Annotated in this window: 13 protein-coding genes, 1 tRNA gene, 1 other RNA gene and 1 pseudogene; 6 read left to right on the top strand and 10 right to left on the bottom strand. The window is 67.9% G+C overall.

Annotated elements, in window-relative coordinates; translation table 11 throughout:
* Positions 1-1,734: 1,734 nt before the first annotated feature.
* A pseudogene (locus OHA70_RS14045) lies at positions 1,735-3,342 on the bottom strand (DNA polymerase III subunit gamma and tau); the annotation flags it as partial.
* Between the two features lie 36 nt (positions 3,343-3,378).
* Complete coding sequence (gene rfbA, locus OHA70_RS14040) at positions 3,379-4,251, bottom strand: glucose-1-phosphate thymidylyltransferase RfbA (RefSeq protein ID WP_328332467.1); 873 nt, start codon at positions 4,249-4,251, stop codon at positions 3,379-3,381.
* Between the two features lie 66 nt (positions 4,252-4,317).
* On the opposite strand from rfbA, the gene OHA70_RS14035 reads away from it, so the two are divergent.
* A complete protein-coding gene (locus tag OHA70_RS14035; RefSeq protein WP_328332465.1) occupies positions 4,318-5,088 on the top strand; it encodes a nucleotidyltransferase family protein in 771 nt (256 codons plus the stop codon).
* Between the two features lie 41 nt (positions 5,089-5,129).
* On the opposite strand, the gene OHA70_RS14030 is transcribed toward OHA70_RS14035, so the two are convergent.
* Both OHA70_RS14030 and OHA70_RS14025 read right to left on the bottom strand, forming a co-directional pair.
* Positions 5,130-6,755 (bottom strand): long-chain fatty acid--CoA ligase, encoded by a 1,626-nt coding sequence (locus OHA70_RS14030; RefSeq protein WP_328332463.1) that lies wholly within the window; start codon positions 6,753-6,755, stop codon positions 5,130-5,132.
* Between the two features lie 74 nt (positions 6,756-6,829).
* Entirely contained in the window at positions 6,830-7,918 is a 1,089-nt protein-coding gene (locus OHA70_RS14025; RefSeq protein ID WP_328332461.1) for a Gfo/Idh/MocA family protein, read from the bottom strand.
* Between the two features lie 62 nt (positions 7,919-7,980).
* Between OHA70_RS14025 and OHA70_RS14020 the strand changes: the two genes are divergently transcribed.
* Together OHA70_RS14020 and OHA70_RS14015 are read left to right on the top strand one after the other, a co-directional pair.
* Positions 7,981-8,808: an N-acyl homoserine lactonase family protein gene (locus OHA70_RS14020; RefSeq protein WP_328332459.1), complete on the top strand. Its 828-nt coding sequence runs from the start codon at positions 7,981-7,983 to the stop codon at positions 8,806-8,808.
* 17 nt (positions 8,809-8,825) lie between these two features.
* Complete coding sequence (locus OHA70_RS14015) at positions 8,826-9,290, top strand: MarR family winged helix-turn-helix transcriptional regulator (protein WP_328332458.1); 465 nt, start codon at positions 8,826-8,828, stop codon at positions 9,288-9,290.
* Here OHA70_RS14015 and OHA70_RS14010 read toward each other — a convergent pair.
* Positions 9,287-10,459: an acyl-CoA dehydrogenase family protein gene (locus OHA70_RS14010; RefSeq protein ID WP_328332456.1), complete on the bottom strand. Its 1,173-nt coding sequence runs from the start codon at positions 10,457-10,459 to the stop codon at positions 9,287-9,289. The genes OHA70_RS14015 and OHA70_RS14010 overlap by 4 nt on opposite strands.
* A gap of 56 nt (positions 10,460-10,515) precedes the next feature.
* On the opposite strand from OHA70_RS14010, the gene OHA70_RS14005 reads away from it, so the two are divergent.
* Entirely contained in the window at positions 10,516-11,385 is an 870-nt protein-coding gene (locus OHA70_RS14005; RefSeq protein WP_328332454.1) for an alpha/beta fold hydrolase, read from the top strand.
* A 122-nt stretch (positions 11,386-11,507) separates the two neighbouring features.
* Here OHA70_RS14005 and nadE read toward each other — a convergent pair whose 3' ends face one another.
* Together nadE and ffs are read right to left on the bottom strand one after the other, a co-directional pair.
* Complete coding sequence (gene nadE, locus OHA70_RS14000; protein ID WP_328332452.1) at positions 11,508-12,326, bottom strand: ammonia-dependent NAD(+) synthetase; 819 nt, start codon at positions 12,324-12,326, stop codon at positions 11,508-11,510.
* Positions 12,327-12,405: 79 nt separating this feature from the next.
* Positions 12,406-12,502, bottom strand: an RNA gene (gene ffs / locus OHA70_RS13995) — signal recognition particle sRNA small type.
* Between the two features lie 137 nt (positions 12,503-12,639).
* Between ffs and OHA70_RS13990 the strand changes: the two genes are divergently transcribed.
* On the top strand, positions 12,640-13,458 hold the full coding sequence (locus tag OHA70_RS13990) for a TIGR03620 family F420-dependent LLM class oxidoreductase (protein ID WP_328332450.1): 819 nt from the start codon (positions 12,640-12,642) through the stop codon (positions 13,456-13,458).
* Positions 13,459-13,480: 22 nt separating this feature from the next.
* Here OHA70_RS13990 and OHA70_RS13985 read toward each other — a convergent pair whose 3' ends face one another.
* Together OHA70_RS13985 and OHA70_RS13980 are read right to left on the bottom strand one after the other, a co-directional pair.
* Complete coding sequence (locus OHA70_RS13985; RefSeq protein WP_328332448.1) at positions 13,481-13,984, bottom strand: GNAT family N-acetyltransferase; 504 nt, start codon at positions 13,982-13,984, stop codon at positions 13,481-13,483.
* On the bottom strand, positions 13,981-14,613 hold the full coding sequence (locus OHA70_RS13980; RefSeq protein WP_328332446.1) for a CatB-related O-acetyltransferase: 633 nt from the start codon (positions 14,611-14,613) through the stop codon (positions 13,981-13,983). The genes OHA70_RS13985 and OHA70_RS13980 overlap by 4 nt, the downstream gene beginning before the upstream one ends.
* A 79-nt stretch (positions 14,614-14,692) precedes the next feature.
* On the opposite strand from OHA70_RS13980, the gene OHA70_RS13975 reads away from it, so the two are divergent.
* A tRNA-Ser gene (locus OHA70_RS13975) sits at positions 14,693-14,780 on the top strand.
* A gap of 430 nt (positions 14,781-15,210) precedes the next feature.
* On the opposite strand, the gene OHA70_RS13970 is transcribed toward OHA70_RS13975, so the two are convergent.
* Complete coding sequence (locus tag OHA70_RS13970; protein ID WP_328332444.1) at positions 15,211-16,341, bottom strand: sensor histidine kinase; 1,131 nt, start codon at positions 16,339-16,341, stop codon at positions 15,211-15,213.
* Between the last annotated feature and the right edge of the window lie 12 nt (positions 16,342-16,353).

The raw sequence follows: 16,353 nt of genomic DNA, 5'->3' as shown, positions 1-16,353 counted from the left end.
GATGAGTCTCCCAAGCCTTCTCCACAAGTTGTGGACACCTTTATCCACAGGCTGTGGACGACTGGCCCGCCAGAGCCTGCCCACTGTCCCGCCCGCTGTGGATGAACAACACCCAACCTGTGAATTCGAAAAGAGTTCACTTCGCACCCCTTCCCGCCGGCGGGCAGGCGTCCGCGGGGAACGGGTCGGCTAGTTGGATTCTTCGCTGATGATCTGCGCGCCGAGGGTCTCTGCCAGCAGGTTGGTATGGCTGCGAGAGTCTTCTTCAAGGACGATGTCGTCCTCGCCGACCGCTTCGGCCTCCTCCTCAGGCGTGAGGGGCGCCTCCTGAACCTGTACTTCGGCAGCCCGCCGACTCTGCTCAGCCGCCACAGCAGCCTCAGCCGCCCGCCGCTTACTAGCCGCCTGCTCCCGCCGGTCCTGAACCGGCTCAGGACTAGCCGCCGGCGCCGGCGGCCCTCCAGCCTGCTGCCCCGGTTGCAACCCGCTGTGGTCGGCCGCCGGTGCTTCCTGCACTGCAACCGCCGGTCCCCCACCAGCCTGTACGCCGACAGCCGGCCCACCCGACAATGCCTCTGGCTCACGCAACGCGGTAGCCACCGCACCCGCCGAACCGTCCCCACCCACGGCGCCAGCGTTCACACCAACCACGCCCGCGGATGCGTTACCCCCAGCCATTCCCACCGGGGTGCTCCCGCCAGCGGTACCCACCGGAGCGCTCCCCCCGGCCGCTCCCGCCGAGCCGTTGCCACCACCTGCTGCACCGGCCGCATCCGGCCCGTGGCCAGCACCGGCCCCACCATCACCAGCCAGAGCACCCGACCCCGGAGCGCCCGGTCCCTGAGTGCCCGAACCGGAAGCTCCTGCTCCCGGGACACCAGCACCTGGAGCGCCTGCTGCTTGGGCGACCGAACCCGGCGTACCTGTTCCGGGTGCCGACCCGTGGGTGCCTGGGCCTTGCATGCTGCTCGAAGGGCCACTGCCCGGAGCTTGCGGCGCTGCACCAGCGCCTGCGCCCGGAGGCTGCTGCGCGGCACCAGCGCCCGGTCCTGCGGTGGGCGCGTTCGTAGTACCGGGGGCCGAGTTGCCGGCATCCCAGGACGACGGGGGCGGCGAGCTGGGGGGTGGGGCTGCAGGCGGGGTTGCGCCTGGGTCGCTGGAGGGGTCGACCACAGCTTCGATGCGGCGGTTGAGGCCGATCGTGTCGATCATCGCCTGCTGCAGGATCTCGTCGCTGCCGGAGCGCGCGAAGCTCTCGCGAGCACCGGCGTTCACCAGCCCGAGCGTGAGGGTCTGCTCGTCGATCGCGATGACCTGCGCGTTCTGGCTCAGCATGATCCACGCGAACCGCCGCTTAGCCTTCACCGCCTCAAGAATCTCCGGCCACAACCGCCGAACATCAATCAACCCAACAGACCCCGAAGACGTCCCGGCCGCGGGCCCGCGGCCGGGCGCGCCCTGAGCGGGAGCCCCCTGCGCAGGCGCATTGGCAGATCCCGAACCCGCAGTCGTTCCACCGCCCGCGGCACCTGCTGCCCCGCCGGCCGCGGTCCCGTCTCCGCCGCCGGACGCAGCACCTGAGGCAGCCTGCGAAGACCCGCCTTGCGTCGAGCCCGCTGCGGGCTCAGCTCCCCACGCACCGGAACGCGACCCGCTGTTCCCAACCGGCACCGAAGCGCCGGCCTGCGCCGCCCCTGACGGACTGCTGGCTTGCGCCGACCCTGAACCGCCCTGCCCTGCCGCCGGTGCGCCGGACTCCGGGGACGTCGTGGACGAGCCTGCGTGTGCCGACGACGGCTGACCCTGGCCAGCACCCACTTGCTCCTGAGCCTGCGGCCCGTTGCCTGCGCCAGTCTGCGGCGAGCCAGGTGTCGGAGTCTGCTGCGACGCGGCAGCACCCGGCGCGCTCGTCGCGTGATCCGAGGCGGCTGGCTGGCCGCCACCTGGAGCAGCCTGCGAAGGCGAGCTCTGGCTTCCTGCCGGAGCTGCTTGCGGAGGCTGGTTTCCGGTGGGAGCTGCCTGCGGAGCGGCGGTGTGGGACGGAGCGGGCGGCTGATGTTGGGGCTGCTGGGTGGGTGCTGCCGCGAAGGCGGCCGGAGTGCCGGCTGGGATGGAGCCGCCGGTGATGGTTAGGCGGCGTTCCATTCGGTCCAGGCGGGCTTGGATGCCGTTGGTGGAGTCGTCGGCGCCGGGGAGGAGGACCTTGGCGCAGATCAGTTCCAGCTGGAGGCGGGGAGCCGTCGCGCCGCGCATCTCCAGCAGGCCGGCTGCGACGATGTCCGCCGCGCGGGTCAGCTCGGCCGCGCCGATGCCCGCCGCCTGGGTCTGCAGCCGCTCGCCCTGGTCCTCGGCCGCTTCGATCAGCCCGGACGTGACAGCGTTCGGTACCGCCGACAGGATCACCAGGTCGCGCAACCGCCGCAACAGATCCTCGGCGAACCGCTTCGGGTCCTGCCCGGTCTCGATGACCTTCTCGATCGTCTCGAAGACGGCCTTGCTGTCATGCGCCGCGAACCCATCCACGCAAGCGTCCAGCAACGAGTCCGGCGTGAAGCCGAGCAGCTGCACGGCCAGTCGATACGTCACGCCATCAGCGTTCGCCCCACCGATCAGCTGGTCGAGCACGCTCAGCGAGTCACGCACCGACCCCGCACCCGCGCGGACCACCAACGGCAGCGCGGCCGGCTCGATCGTGACGCCCTCGGCATCACACAGGGTCGCCATGTACTCGGCGAGCGCCTTCGGTGGTACCAGCCGGAAGGGGTAGTGGTGCGTGCGGGACCGGATCGTGCCGATGACTTTCTCGGGCTCGGTCGTCGCGAAGATGAACTTGAGGTGCGGCGGCGGCTCCTCGACCAGCTTCAGCAGGGCGTTGAAGCCCTGCGTGGTGACCATGTGCGCCTCGTCGATGATGTAGATCTTGTAGCGGCTCTCGACCGGCGCGAAGAAGGCCCGCTCGCGCAGGTCGCGCGCGTCGTCGACACCACCGTGCGAGGCAGCGTCGATCTCGATCACGTCGATGCTGCCGGGGCCGCCGCGGGCCAGGTCGGTGCAGGACTTGCAGACCCCGCACGGCTCGGCGATCGGGCCCTTCTCGCAGTTGATCGCGCGGGCCAGGATCCGGGCGCTGGTGGTCTTGCCGCAGCCGCGTGGACCGGAGAACAGATAGGCGTGGTTCACCCGGTTGTTGCTCAGCGCGTTCCGCAGCGGAACGGTGACATGGTCCTGCCCGATCACCTCGGAGAAGGTCTCCGGGCGATACCGGCGGTACAACGCAAGGGGTGCTTCCACGACGGCAACCCTAGCGCCGCGCGCCGACAATCCACTCTCCCCCGTGCACAGGCGGCGTACAGATCAGTGCAGACCTCGCCCGGCAGCTCAGTGCAGACCTTCCTCCAGCAGCCCGAGCAGGTAGTCCCCGTAGCCGGACTTGGGTAGCGCGTCGGCGCAGCGTTGCAGCCCGGCGTCGTCGATGAACCCGCGGCGCCAGGCGATCTCCTCCGGGCAGCTGATCTTCTGCCCTTGGCGCGTCTCGACCGCCCGGACGTACTCCCCGGCCGACATCAGCGCGTCGAACGTCCCGGTGTCGAGCCAGGCAGTACCACGCGGCAGTACCTCCACCTGCAACCGCTTGTCCTGCAGGTAACTGGCGTTGACCGCGGTGATCTCCAGCTCGCCACGCGCTGACGGCCTGACCTCCTTGGCGACCTCGACCACGTCGCTGGAGTAGAAGTACAGCCCCGGTACCGCGTACTTGCTCTTGGGCCGCACCGGCTTCTCCTCGATGCTCAACGCCCGCCCGTCCGCGTCGAACTCGACCACCCCGTACGCCGAGGGGTCCGCGACCCGATACGCGAAGATGACCCCGCCGTCGACCTCGTTGAACCGCTGCAGGTGCAACCCGAGTCCCGGCCCGTAGAAGATGTTGTCGCCGAGCGCCAGCGCGACCGGGTCCGAGCCGATGAACGACTCACCGATCAGGAACGCCTGGGCCAGACCGTCGGGACTCGGCTGTTCGGCGTACGAGATCTCCATCCCGAACTGCGAGCCATCTCCCAGCAACCGCCGGAACTGCGAGGCGTCGCCGGGCCGGGTGATCACCAGGACCTCACGGATGTTCGCCAGGATCAGCGTCGACAGTGGGTAGTAGATCATCGGCTTGTCGTACACCGGCAAGAGCTGCTTGCTGACCCCCATCGTCAGCGGATGCAGCCGGGTACCGTCGCCACCGGCCAGGATGATCCCTCGCATTCCCGCCACCCTACCGACGCCCAAACCCTTTGGCAGACGACCGGCGATTCGGGGAGGATGCGGCTCATGCTGGCCGATGAGCATTTCCTCGCCCAGGTCGTGACCGAGCTCGCGAAGCTGCCTGGGGTGACCGCAGTTGCGCTCGGTGGCTCGCGGGCGCAGGGGACGCATCGGGCTGACAGCGATTGGGACCTGGGCATTTACTACCAGAACTCCTTCGATCCGCAGCGGCTGAGGGATGTCGGGTGGGCCGGTGAGGTCTTCGAGCTGGGCGCCTGGGGTGGCGGCGTCTTCAACGGGGGCGCTTGGCTCGAGATCGATAGTCGGAAGGTGGACGTCCACTACCGCGATCTCGACGTGGTCGAGCGGGTGATCGCAGAGGCCGAGGTTGGGCAGTTCACGATCGAACCGTTGATGTTCCACCTGGCTGGCATCCCCAGCTATCTCCTCGCGGCGGAGCTGGCGTTTGCGCAAGTCCTTCATGGCGAACTCCCCCGGCCCGCCTACCCGCCCCTGCTCCGAGAGCGAGCCTCGGCGAGGTGGTGGGCCAGCGCCGACCTGCTGTTCGGCTACGCCAAGAACAACTGCACGCAACCTGGGCGCCTCACCCAATGCCTCGGTCTAGTGGCGCAGGCAACCATGATGGCGGCCCACGCGGTGATGGCCGCCGAGGGTCGGTGGGTAACCAACGAGAAGCGCCTGCTCTCAGACGCCGGCCTGAACTCGATCAACGACCTCCTCGCAAACCACAGCACCGACCCCGAGACCCTCACCGCGTTGATCGACACCACCCGCACCACCTGCAGCTCCCGCCTCGCACTCGCCACCAGTTCCTAGACCGGTGAGGCAGCCCTGGCCGGTCCACCGGATCGTTGGTGTCATTCGAGGTGGTAGTCGGCGAAGCGGGTTCTGAGGGTTTTCTTGGAGAACTTGCCGACGCTGGTCTTCGGGACCTCGTCGATGAACTCGACCGCATCGGGGAGCCACCACTTGGCAACCAGAGGCTCCAAGTAGGCGAGGATCTCCTCGGAGGTCGCAGTCGCTCCTTCTTGCAGTACTACGCACGCCAGCGGCCGCTCGTCCCACTTCGGATGCGGTACGCCGATGACCGCCGCCTCCCGAATTGCCGGGTGGGCCATCAGCAGGTTCTCCAACTCGACCGAGCTGATCCACTCGCCACCGGACTTCACCAGGTCCTTGGTCCGGTCGACGAGTCGCACTGAGCCGTACTGGTCGATGGCTGCGACGTCGCCCGTCTTCATCCAGCCGTCCTCGGTGTTGAGCTCGACCCCTTCGTCGGGCCGGTAGTACTCCGCCGCGATCCACGGCCCGCGGACCTGCAGCTCACCCGTCGCCTCGTCGTTCCAGGGGAGCGGCGTGATGGATCCGGGCTCGACGATCCGGACCTCGACCCCCGGCAACGGCAGTCCTTGCCGAGCCCGGAGCTTGGCCTGCTCCTCCTCGGGCAGCTCTTGGTCGCGCATCGGGACGTGTGACGCCGTCGCGACCGGGCTCGTCTCGGTCATGCCCCAGGCCTGCAGGATCGGCTTGCCCAACTTCGCCCGGAAGGCCTCGGACAGCGCGAGCGGCACGGCCGAGCCACCACACGGAATCCGCCGCAGCTTGGGCAGCTCCACGCCGTCCAGCAACGGCAACAGCCCTTGCCAGATGGTCGGCACACCCGCGGCGACCGTAACGTCTTGCTCCTTCAGGAGCTTGAGGATGCCCTGCGGTGACATGTCCGGTCCGGGGAAGACCAGGCTCGCGCCGGCCATCGGGGCCGCATGCGCGAGACCCCAGGCGTTGGCGTGGAACATCGGCACCACCGGCAGAACGGCGTCGGTCTCGTGCAGTCCGATGGCGGCATTGGTGAGCACCCCGATCGAATGCAGCCAGGTCGACCGGTGGGAGTAGACGACGCCCTTGGGGTTGCCAGTCGTCCCGCTGGTGTAACACATCGCGGCGGCCTGGTTCTCGTCCTCGACGTGGAACTCGACCGGCTCAGCGGCGGCGAGTAGCTCCTCGTAGTCGTGGAAGCGGTCGTCGTCCGGCAGCTCGACGCTCGGGGCGCCGGCCGGCAGATCGTCCATCACCACGATGTGGCGGAGCAGCGGCAGCCGGTCGAGCAACGGCAGGAACAGCCCGAGCAACGACCGGTCGACAAAGACCACCTCGTCCTCGGCATGGTTCGCGATGTAGACGACTTGGTCCGGGAAGAGCCTGATGTTGAGCGTGTGCAGCACCCGCCCGGTGCAGGGCGCAGCGAAGTACAGCTCGAGGTGGCGGCCCGAGTTCCAGGCGAAGGTGCCGACCCGGCCGTCCGAGCTGATGCCGAGCGTGTCGAAGACGCCGCCCAGCCGTCTGGTCCGCGCGGCCCACTCGGCGTACGTAGTACTGGTAGGTGCGGGGCCGCCGGTATAGACGGTCTTGTCCGGGAAGAACTGCTCCGCCCGGCGGAAGATCGTGTCCAGGGACAGCTGGGAATCCTGCATCAGACCCTTCATGGACACACTGTGCCAGTACCGGTGTCAGGTTGACCATGACCGCTTGGTGACCTGCAACTGCACTGAGAAGGAACTCACACCGCCGACGACCAGACCTCCGAACCGGTTTCCACCGCCGCACCGGACAGAACGGACGAAGAGATCGCCAGCGCGATCAGGTGGTCCTGGCAAGCCGAATCGAGCGGGTACGGCGGCTCTCCCGCACCCCGGCACCACGCCGTCATACCGGCCAGCAACGACCCGATCGCGATCTCCTCGTCACTCAGCCGAACCCCGGGAAACGGGTTCCGGTAAACCACCGAGCCGTCGAGGCTCAGATGGTCGAGCGCGAACCCCTCCAGGTTCCCGCCGAGCCCCGACTGCCGCCGAACCAGCCGCGACTCGACAGCCGTCACCGCATCGACGAGCCGCACCAAACGATCGTCGACCAGCTCACCATGACTCCCACGAACCACGATCCGGCTGCTACGCAAGGGGTTGTGCCACTGGTTGTCGGTGAAGTCATACAGCCCGACCCGACCACCGAAATCCAGTGTCGCCAAGGTAGTGACGGCCGAACGTACCGACCCAACACCCGTCCACCCCTCACGCGTCATCGGATCGACCAGCGGCGCCACGAACTCCCGCGCCTCGACCGTCGCCGGCGCCATCCCGACCCCCAACAGCATCCGAATCACCGAGACCGCGTGGTACAGATGCGTGGACGACAACTGAACAGATCCGACCTCCCCGAGCGCACCGCCCCGGATCACGGCCAACTGCGCCGCATGCGAAGGCAGGAACGGATTCTGCTCGGCGACCTGCACCAGCCCGCTGCCGCCCACAGCGGACCAAAGCTCCCGCAGCCCCTCCACCGACGGAGCCGGCGGCGTCTCGGTCAGCACCGGGATGCCCTCGGCAACCAACTCCGCGGTCACCACCGGCGCGACCTCCCACGGCACCGAGACAACAACGAAGTCCGGCCGCCCCGCCGCGAGCAACGAATCCACCGACCGGTACGCCGGTACGCCCCACCGCCCCTCAACCGCCTGCCCACGCTCGGCCGTCCGCGTGACCACCCCACTCACCGCGAACCGCGAGGGCATCACCTCCGCCAACCGGAGGAAGAACTCGCTCCTCCACCCGCTCCCCACGATCCCGTACCGCCCCGGCTGCTCAGACATGCGCCAAGTCTCACCCCAGTAGATTAGTTGACACGACATACATGTCGTGTAATGTATTAATCATGATCAGCAAAGTGAGCACCCTCAGCACCGGAAGCGTCCGGATCCGGCCCGAACACGTCGGCCCCACGGACAAGAACATGTACGTCTGGCTCGCGACCTCGAAGAGCTGGACCCAACCGCGTCCGATCAACGTCTACGTCGTGGAGCACGAAGACGGGCTCGTCCTCTTCGACACCGGCCAGGACCGTGCCTCCGTCACCGACCCGCACTACTTCCCGGGCGGCCCCACCGGCCTCGTCTACGACCGACTGGCGACCTTCGACATCGCCCCCGATCAGACCCTCCCGAACCTGCTGACCGCAGCCGGGTACGACATTGCCGACGTCCACACGGCGGTGCTCTCACATCTGCACCAGGACCACATCGGCGGCCTCCCCAACCTCAGTAAGGCAAGAATCGTCATCGCGGACGAGGAGTGGAGGTCGATGCGCCGTCCGCTCGCCGCCGCCCGCGGCTACCTGCGACGCCACATCGAGCGCCCCGACCTCAGGTGGGAGCGCATCCACCACGAGGGCATCGACCCGATCGGCCCCTTCGACCAGGGACACGACCTGTTCGGGGACGGCAGTCTCGTACTGCTGCCGACACCCGGCCACACCCCAGGCTCGCTCTCGATGCTGGTACGACGTACCGGCGCGCCGCCGCTGCTGATGGTCGGCGACCTCACGTACGACGCCGACCTACTCGCCGCCGGCGAGATCCCCGGAGTCGGCAACAGGTCGGAATTGCATCGCGCAGTCGCCAAGGTCAACCAGTTGCGCGAACTGTTCCCCGACCTGGTCGTCCTGGCCGCCCACGATCCCGCCGCACACCTCGCCCTGCACTAGCGAGAGGATGTCCATCTATGAAGGATGCCGAAGAGCTGCGGTACTTGATCCTGGCGATCCAGCGTGAGGGCAACCGGCTGCTGGCCGCCGACCTCCGTCCGCTGGGAGTCACGCCGTCGCAGGCCGAAGTACTGCGCGTACTACGTGACCACGGCCCCCTCACCCTCAGCGCACTCGGCGGCCTGCTCGTCTGCGAGACAGGTAACAGCCCCAGCCGCCTAGTAGATCGCCTGGTCGCGCAGGGCCTAGTGCAACGCGACACGGACCCGGACGACCGGCGGTACCTAGCACTGAGCCTCACCACCGAGGGGAAGGCGCTCAGCAAGCGCATCGTCGCCGTCGAGGAGAAGCTGCACACCGGTATCGACCAACTAGTCGCCGGACAACCAGTGGCCGAGACCCTCACCACCCTGCGCGCCCTGGCCGGCGCCTTCCCCGCAGGAGAAGCACTAGCCAGGCGACGCGCAGTAGAGAAGGACTAGTTGAAGTGGGCTCCCGGCTTGCGATAGCCGCGGAGTAGGTCGCGGGAGATGATCAGCCGCTGCATCTCGTCGGTCCCCTCGAAGATGCGCCACAGCCGGACCTCGCGGAACCAGCGCTCGATCGGCAGCTCCTTCGTGTACCCCATCCCGCCGTGGATCTGCAGCACCCGATCAGCGACCCGGTTGACGGTGTTGGTGCCGTACAGCTTGGCGATCGCGCTGTCATGCTGCGGCGGGCGCCCCTGGTCGACGGACCACGCGGCGTAGAAGACGAGCCAGCGCGCCGCCTCCAGCTCGACCTCGGAGTCCGCGATCATCCACTGGATCGCCTGGTTGTCGCCGATCTTGCTGCCGAAGGTCTCCCGCGTGGTCGCGTGCTCGATCGCCAACTGGAGCAGGCGTTCGCACGCGCCGATACCGCGCGCGGGGATGATGAATCGGCCCTTCATGATCCACCGCATCGCCAGCTCGTACCCCTGACCGACCTCGCCGAGTACATGGTCGGCAGGGACCCGGACGTCGTCGAAGTTCAAGGTCGCCGGCACCGCCTGGCCCATGGTGACGATCGGGTCGGAGGTCCAGCCGCGGTCCCGGTCGACGAGGAAGGCGGTGAACCCGCCCTTCGACCCCAACTCCCCATCGGTGACCGCGATGACGATCGCGAAATCCGCTTCGTTGCCGCCGGTGATGAAGGTCTTCTCACCCCGGATCACCCAGTCGTCGCCGTCGCGGCGGGCAGTGGTCCGGATCGCCCGGGTGTCGGAGCCGGCGCCCGGCTCGGTGATCGCGAAACACGACTTGCGCTCACCCGAGATCGTCGGCAGCAGGTACTCCTTGCGCTGCTCCTCGTTGCTCTCGAAGAGGATGTTGTCGGCCTCGCCGCCGAATGAGAACGGCACGAAAGTACGCCCGAGCTCGCTCGTGATCAGGGTCTGGTCGACCGCCGACAGATCCATCCCGCCGTACTCCTCGGGCGTGCTCAACCCCCAGAACCCGAACGACTTCGCCTTCAGCCGCAGCTCTTTGACCACGTCCGGCTCGATCCCCGGCAACCCCTCCCGCTCCCGCTTGAGCACCTCGTTCTCCAGCGGCATCAGCTCCCGGCGGACGAACTCCCGCGTCGTCTCGCGGATCGCCCGCTGTTCCTCACTGAGCGAGAAGTCGACCATCAGCCCTCCATCGAATGGGTTTTCAACCCACCGTAGGCGGTTCTACCCTCGCTCACATGCTGATGGAGATTCGCGGCACCAGCCTGTACGTCGATCAGCGCGGGCCCTCGAACGCTCCGGCGCTCCTCTTCCTGCACGGCGGGCCGGGCTCGGGAACGTACGACTTCCTCTCCTTCCAGGGCGATGCACTGTCCCAGCAGCTCCGCCTGATCGCCGTCGACCAGCGCGGCGTCCAGCACTCCGATCCGCTGGTCGGCGAAGTCACCGAGGACGACCTGATCGCCGACTTCGAGGCAGTACGGGCATCGCTGGGCATCGATAGATGGGCGATCCTGGGCCACTCGTTCGGCGGCCGGCTGGCTCTCCGGTACGCCGTACTGCATCCCGCGATCGTCGAGCGGGTGATCTTCGAGAACCCGGCCTGGGACTTCGACCTCGTCACCCGGAACCTGGTCCAGGCAGGCCTGCCGCTATTGCGCGAACTCGGTCTGGACAAAGGCGTGGCCGAACTGCTCGAGGACCGCGGCCCGATGACCGTACAGAAGTGGGAGGAGCGGATCAGCGCGATGCAACGCCTCGGCGACCGCCGGATGGAGGTCTACCTCGGACCGGGCTCGAAGGACCTGAAGCTGCCCGCCGACGAGCTACCCGACGAGATCCAGAGCCGGGCCGGCCGCTTCGCCGAGAGCATCATCCACTCGCCCGGCTTCCTCGAATCGCTCCTGCCTCTCCTCAGCCAGGTACCGCAGCCCGCACTGCTCATCAAGGGCGGATACGACCCGGTGACCAGCCCGACCGAGATCACCCGCTTCCAGCAGGACGTCCGCAACGGCACGTACCGGTACTTCGAGGCCGCCGGCCACTTCGCCCACGTCGAAGCCGCCGACGCCTACACCCGGCTGGTGACTGAGTTCGTCCTCAGCTGAACGCGCGGACCGCCACCACTCACAAAGCCCAGCTGAGGGCTGGACCACCGCCGCGTCCAGGCGTGAACCGCAGCTTTGGGTGGCCCGCAGCGAGGGTTGGTGAGTGGTGGCGGTCCGGGGCGTCAGGGGGCGATCGGGACGGCGCGCTTATGGATGGTGCGGCGGTGGTAGCTGATGATCGTCTCGGCGGCCTTGTCGCTGACCTGCTTGCCCTCGAGGAAGTCGTCGATCTCGTCGTACGTCACCCCGAGCACCAGCTCGTCCGGCACACCCGGGTTGGACGTCTCCAGGTCGGCGGTCGGCACCTTGCCGGTGATCAGCTCCGACGCACCGAGCTTCGCGCCGACGGCACGCACCCGGCGCTTGGTCAGCCCCGCCAGAGGGGTCAGATCGCAGGCGCCATCGCCGTACTTCGTGAAGAACCCCATCACCGCCTCAGCCGCGTGATCCGTCCCGACCACGAGCCCGCCGCGCGCACCGGCGACGGCGTACTGCGCGACCATCCGCTGCCGCGCCTTGACGTTGCCGCTGTGGAAGTCCTCGCGATCACCGAGGTCGGCGTGCCGGACCGACTCGACCAGCGCATCCGTGGCCGGCTTGACGTCGACCGTGAGCGTCTCGTCCGGGCGGATGAACTCGAGCGCCCGCTGCGCGTCATCCTCATCGGCCTGTACCCCGTACGGCAGCCGCATAGCGATGAAGGTCGCCTGGCCGCCCTCGGCCCGGACCCGCTCGACGGCTAGCTGGCAGAGGCGGCCCGCAGTACTGGAGTCGACGCCGCCGGAGATACCCAGCACGTACGCCTTGGCGCCCGAACTCCTGAGCTGGTCGACGAGGAACGCGATCCGGCGCTCGATCTCGACGTCGGCGTCGAAGGACGGCGTCACCCCGAGCTCGCCGATGATCAGTTCCTGCAGGTACCGGCGGTCGAGCTCGCTCATCGGACTCCCTCGTAGGCGTGGATCGTTTTCGATCCCAGCCTATTTCGCCGCGGTTGGAGGCTGCGGCGATGGGTCCGGACATAAGGATTCCCCGCGCACCCGGAAGAGCTCACTTACCCTTGCTGCCTTCCGGCCCTGGGGGAGTTGGGCGAGATACCGCCACGCGGGGAACCAGCCAGAAGTGTACGTGATCAGGCCCCCCACCTCAGAATCCGGCCCTCCGGTACTGCGGAACCCCGACTCCCCGCGCCGCCGGGCCTGGCGGATGCCGAGTCGCCGGAATGCCTGCGCGGCCGGCCAGGTTGGCATCGTTATGACGAGCCTCGACTTCGGCCCCTTCGGGATCACCACCGGTCTGACCAGCAGCTCCGACTCCCTCGACGCAGCGCAGGCCGCCGAGGACCTCGGCTACCCCGCCATCTGGCTCTCCGGCGGTCCACTGCCCGGCCTCCAGACCGTCACCGACCTCATCCGAGCGACCTCGACGATCAGATTCGTCACCGGCATCCTGTCGGTCGACACCTACAGTGCCGCCGACGTGACCTCCGCGTACGCCGCCCTGGAGGCCGCCGCCCCCGGCCGCTTCATCGTCGGCTTAGGCGGCGCCCACGGCCCTCACCCGATCGCCCGGCTCAACGAGTACCTCGACCAGCTGGACGGCGTACCGACTAACCATCGGCTGCTAGCAGCGCTCGGGCCGCGGATGCTCGAACTGGCTGCCGAACGGACTGCTGGGGCATACCCGTTCCTGATCACTCCTGAGTACACCGCCGAGGCCCGCAAGACCCTGGGCCCAGACAAGCTGCTCACCGTCGCCCACCTCGTCGTCCTAGAGTCCGACCCAGCCCGGGCCCGAGCAATCGCACGAGACACGATCAGCTTCTTCCCGAAGATCCCCGGCTACGCCGCCTCCCTCAAACGTCAAGGCTTCACCGACGCGGACCTGGCCGACCTCCCGGACCACCTGGTCGACTCACTCGCCGCCTGGGGATCGCCATCTGAGATCGCCGACAAGCTCCACCAACACCACACCGCCGGCGCAGACCACGTAGCCATCAACGTCATCACCGGCATCACCGGCCCCCAGCCGGTCGACCAGTGGCGAGCACTGGCCCCCGCCCTGCTCTCGTAGCAACCGCCTTATTTCATTGACCTCAGGACAACTGCTTCTCATAGAGCCGCGTCACGCTTTCGAGCTTGTCGTACCGATAAGGCTTCACCTCACCCGTCTGCCCAAACCCCAGCCGCTCCCAGAACCCCTGCGCCTCCGCGGCATTGGTGTCGACCACAGCCAACCTGAGCGTCCGTACCTCCGGCCACTCGCGCTCGACGTACTCCTCCACTCCCCGGTACGCCGCTGCGCCGGTGCCCTTCCCGCGATGCTCGCCGTGGACTTCGAGCAGGCCGATGAAAGCCGTGTGCTCGTTGGGATATCCCCTGATGAGATCGACCACCGCGACGAGTTGCTCGCCTTCGATGAGCCCGAGAACCTTCTTCTGCTCAGCCTCTAAACCGTCGGGCCGAATCATCAACAGACTCTGCGCATCGGCCTGCCCTGGCGGATACCCGGTGATCCGCTGCGTGTACTCCGGATCCGACTCAATCAGCTCCTGGAGCGCATCCACATCGTCCGGCGTGAGCTCCCGCAGTACCGTCACTCCGCAGCCTCCAACTCCTCGATGCTGCCGGCCATGATCGCCGGAATGTTCCGCCCGACCTTCTCCGGCGCCCAGTCCCACCAGGCGACGCTCAGCAACCTGGCGATCTCGTCATCCCCGAAGCGCTTGCGAATCAACTTGGCCGGATTCCCACCAACGATCCCGTACGCCGGTACGTCCTCAACTACCACCGCCTTGGCCGCGACGATCGCCCCGTCCCCGATCCGCACCCCAGGCATCACCGTCGCTCCGTACCCGAACCAAACGTCGTTCCCGACCACCGTGTCACCCCGCCCAGGCAGCCCCGTGATCAGGTTGAAGTACTCCGCCCAGTCCCCACCCATGATCGGAAACGGAAACGTCGACGGCCCATCCATCCGATGATTGGCCCCGTTCATCACGAACGTCGTCCCCTCACCCAGCGCGCAGTACTTCCCGATCCGCAGCATCTCGGGCCCGTAGTGATACAGCACGTTCTTCTCAAGAAACCGCTCAGGCGCCACCGGATCGTCGTAGTACGAGTACTCCCCCACCTCCACCAGCTCCGAGTCCACCACCCCCGAGAGCAGCACCACGCGCTCAACCCCCGCCATCGGATAAACAACCCCCGGATCAGGCGCACCAGTCATACCCCCGACCCTAGGCGGCGTGCCTCCCCTGGGGCCCCCGATTTTCCTCCCCACCCGTTCCTCGCGTATCCTCGCGCCTGGAGGATTCGCCTAGAGGCCTAGGGCGCACGCTTGGAAAGCGTGTTGGGGGCAACCCCTCACGAGTTCGAATCTCGTATCCTCCGCCACTCGTCAGAAGAGCCGGACGCACCTAGCGTCCGGCTCTTCTGCATCCGAGGGACGACTCCGCCCACGCGGCTCGTACCTCGCCGCTCCCCACCCCCAGCTCCCGCGGCCCGCTGCCACGCCCAAACCGTGTCACCGCATGGCGATCATGTTTGCCCTCCAGGACCCCGGTGAGCCTGCATGCCCACCATCGACGAACCCCTACGCCTCTGTGGTATCGGATACCTACTCGGACGTGCCCGCGCAGGCTCGCCGAGGACGATCGGTCCGCGACGCCCGGCAGTGGTGTTACCGATTGGCGGGAGCGCAGGGCGGGGCTGGTGTGGACGGCTTGCGCATGCTGGATGGCGGTCGCCAGGACGGCTGCTTCCTGCAATCCCTTGTTGCTAAGGGGACGCTCGTCATCCGGGCCGATCGGTCTGCTGCGAATGGTCAGTTGCGACGGGTGGTTGAGCGGATGCGGCCGTCGGGCAGGACGGCCCTGACTTGCCAGCCGGCGCCGGGGACTGGGCCGGCGGTCAGTTGGCCGCCTAGTGCCTGTACGCGTTCGCGTAGGCCGATCAGTCCGTGGCCGGTGCCGGACAGGCGTGGATGGTCGCGGGTCGCCTGGTCGTTCTCGATGCTGACGGTGAGGCATCGGCCCGACCCGTTGACGAGGACCCGGACGGCCGCTCCCGGTGCGTACCGGAGTGCGTTGGTCAAGCTCTCCTGGACGACCCGGAACGCGATGTGCGCGGTCGGAGCGGCGAGGCCGTCGCGGTCGCCTTCGAAGCGGCATGACACGTCCAGTCCGCCGCGGGCGGCCCGGGTCACGACCTCGTCGATCAGGGAGAGGTCCGGGCCGCTGACCTCTGATCCACCGAGGAGCTCGACGAGTCGCTGCAGGTCGTCATGGCCCTGGCGCGCCGACTCCGCGATGCCGGAGAAGACCTGGTCGGCCTGGACCGGGTCCCGGTCGACCAGTCGTTGTCCGGCGGCCGCCTGGATGACCATGACACTGATGGCGTGGCCGACGATGTCGTGCAGTTCGGCGGCGATCCGGCTCCGCTCGTGACGAACGGCGAGCTCAGTGAACAGCTCCCGCTCCTCCTCCAGTTCCACGCTCCGACGGGCGAGCTGGTCGGCCGCCTCACGCCGGAGCCGCAGTACCGTGCCGGCGAGAAAGCTGGGGACGGTGAACATGATCAACGGCATGTCGCTGGTAGAGCTGAGGATCAGCTCGAGGATCAGCAGGTACGCCGCAAACCCGGCCGCAGCGCCCCAGGCGGCAGCCCCCGACCAGCCCAGCGCGGCCACCAGCGCCAGGACCGCCATGATCGCGAAGCAGATGTCGGGAAACCACCCATAGGCGTTGAGCAGCGTCGCCAGCAGCAGGAACCCGCCACCCCCGAGAGCAACCGCTCGGGGATGGGTCCGCCACCACACCAGCGTCAGCCCACTCGCCAGCAGCAGCGCGGTGAAGACGTTACCCAGGAACGTGGTGGGCCAGCCGTGGTACGCCGTCGTGCCCACGACCAGCACGATGGCCAAGAGCGCGATCCCCGCCCGCTCGAGCTTGCCCACGACCCCGCCTCC

This window comes from Kribbella sp. NBC_00382 (genome assembly GCF_036067295.1).
Lineage (GTDB): Bacteria > Actinomycetota > Actinomycetes > Propionibacteriales > Kribbellaceae > Kribbella.
The sequence above is the reverse complement of the archived record's forward strand: the minus strand, read 5'-3'. Positions and strand labels throughout refer to the sequence as shown.

Excerpts from the sequence above, each read along its gene's own strand:
- OHA70_RS13990 (WP_328332450.1), top strand. The coding sequence starts at position 12,640 with ATGACGAGCCTCGACTTCGGCCCCTTCGGGATCACCACCGGTCTGACC.
- OHA70_RS14035 (WP_328332465.1), top strand. The coding sequence starts at position 4,318 with ATGCTGGCCGATGAGCATTTCCTCGCCCAGGTCGTGACCGAGCTCGCG.
- OHA70_RS14005 (WP_328332454.1), top strand. The coding sequence starts at position 10,516 with ATGCTGATGGAGATTCGCGGCACCAGCCTGTACGTCGATCAGCGCGGG.
- OHA70_RS14015 (WP_328332458.1), top strand. The coding sequence starts at position 8,826 with ATGAAGGATGCCGAAGAGCTGCGGTACTTGATCCTGGCGATCCAGCGT.
- rfbA (WP_328332467.1), bottom strand. The coding sequence starts at position 4,251 with ATGCGAGGGATCATCCTGGCCGGTGGCGACGGTACCCGGCTGCATCCG.
- OHA70_RS14010 (WP_328332456.1), bottom strand. The coding sequence starts at position 10,459 with ATGGTCGACTTCTCGCTCAGTGAGGAACAGCGGGCGATCCGCGAGACG.
- OHA70_RS14030 (WP_328332463.1), bottom strand. The coding sequence starts at position 6,755 with ATGAAGGGTCTGATGCAGGATTCCCAGCTGTCCCTGGACACGATCTTC.
- OHA70_RS13980 (WP_328332446.1), bottom strand. The coding sequence starts at position 14,613 with ATGACTGGTGCGCCTGATCCGGGGGTTGTTTATCCGATGGCGGGGGTT.
- OHA70_RS14020 (WP_328332459.1), top strand. The coding sequence starts at position 7,981 with ATGATCAGCAAAGTGAGCACCCTCAGCACCGGAAGCGTCCGGATCCGG.
- nadE (WP_328332452.1), bottom strand. The coding sequence starts at position 12,326 with ATGAGCGAGCTCGACCGCCGGTACCTGCAGGAACTGATCATCGGCGAG.
- OHA70_RS14025 (WP_328332461.1), bottom strand. The coding sequence starts at position 7,918 with ATGTCTGAGCAGCCGGGGCGGTACGGGATCGTGGGGAGCGGGTGGAGG.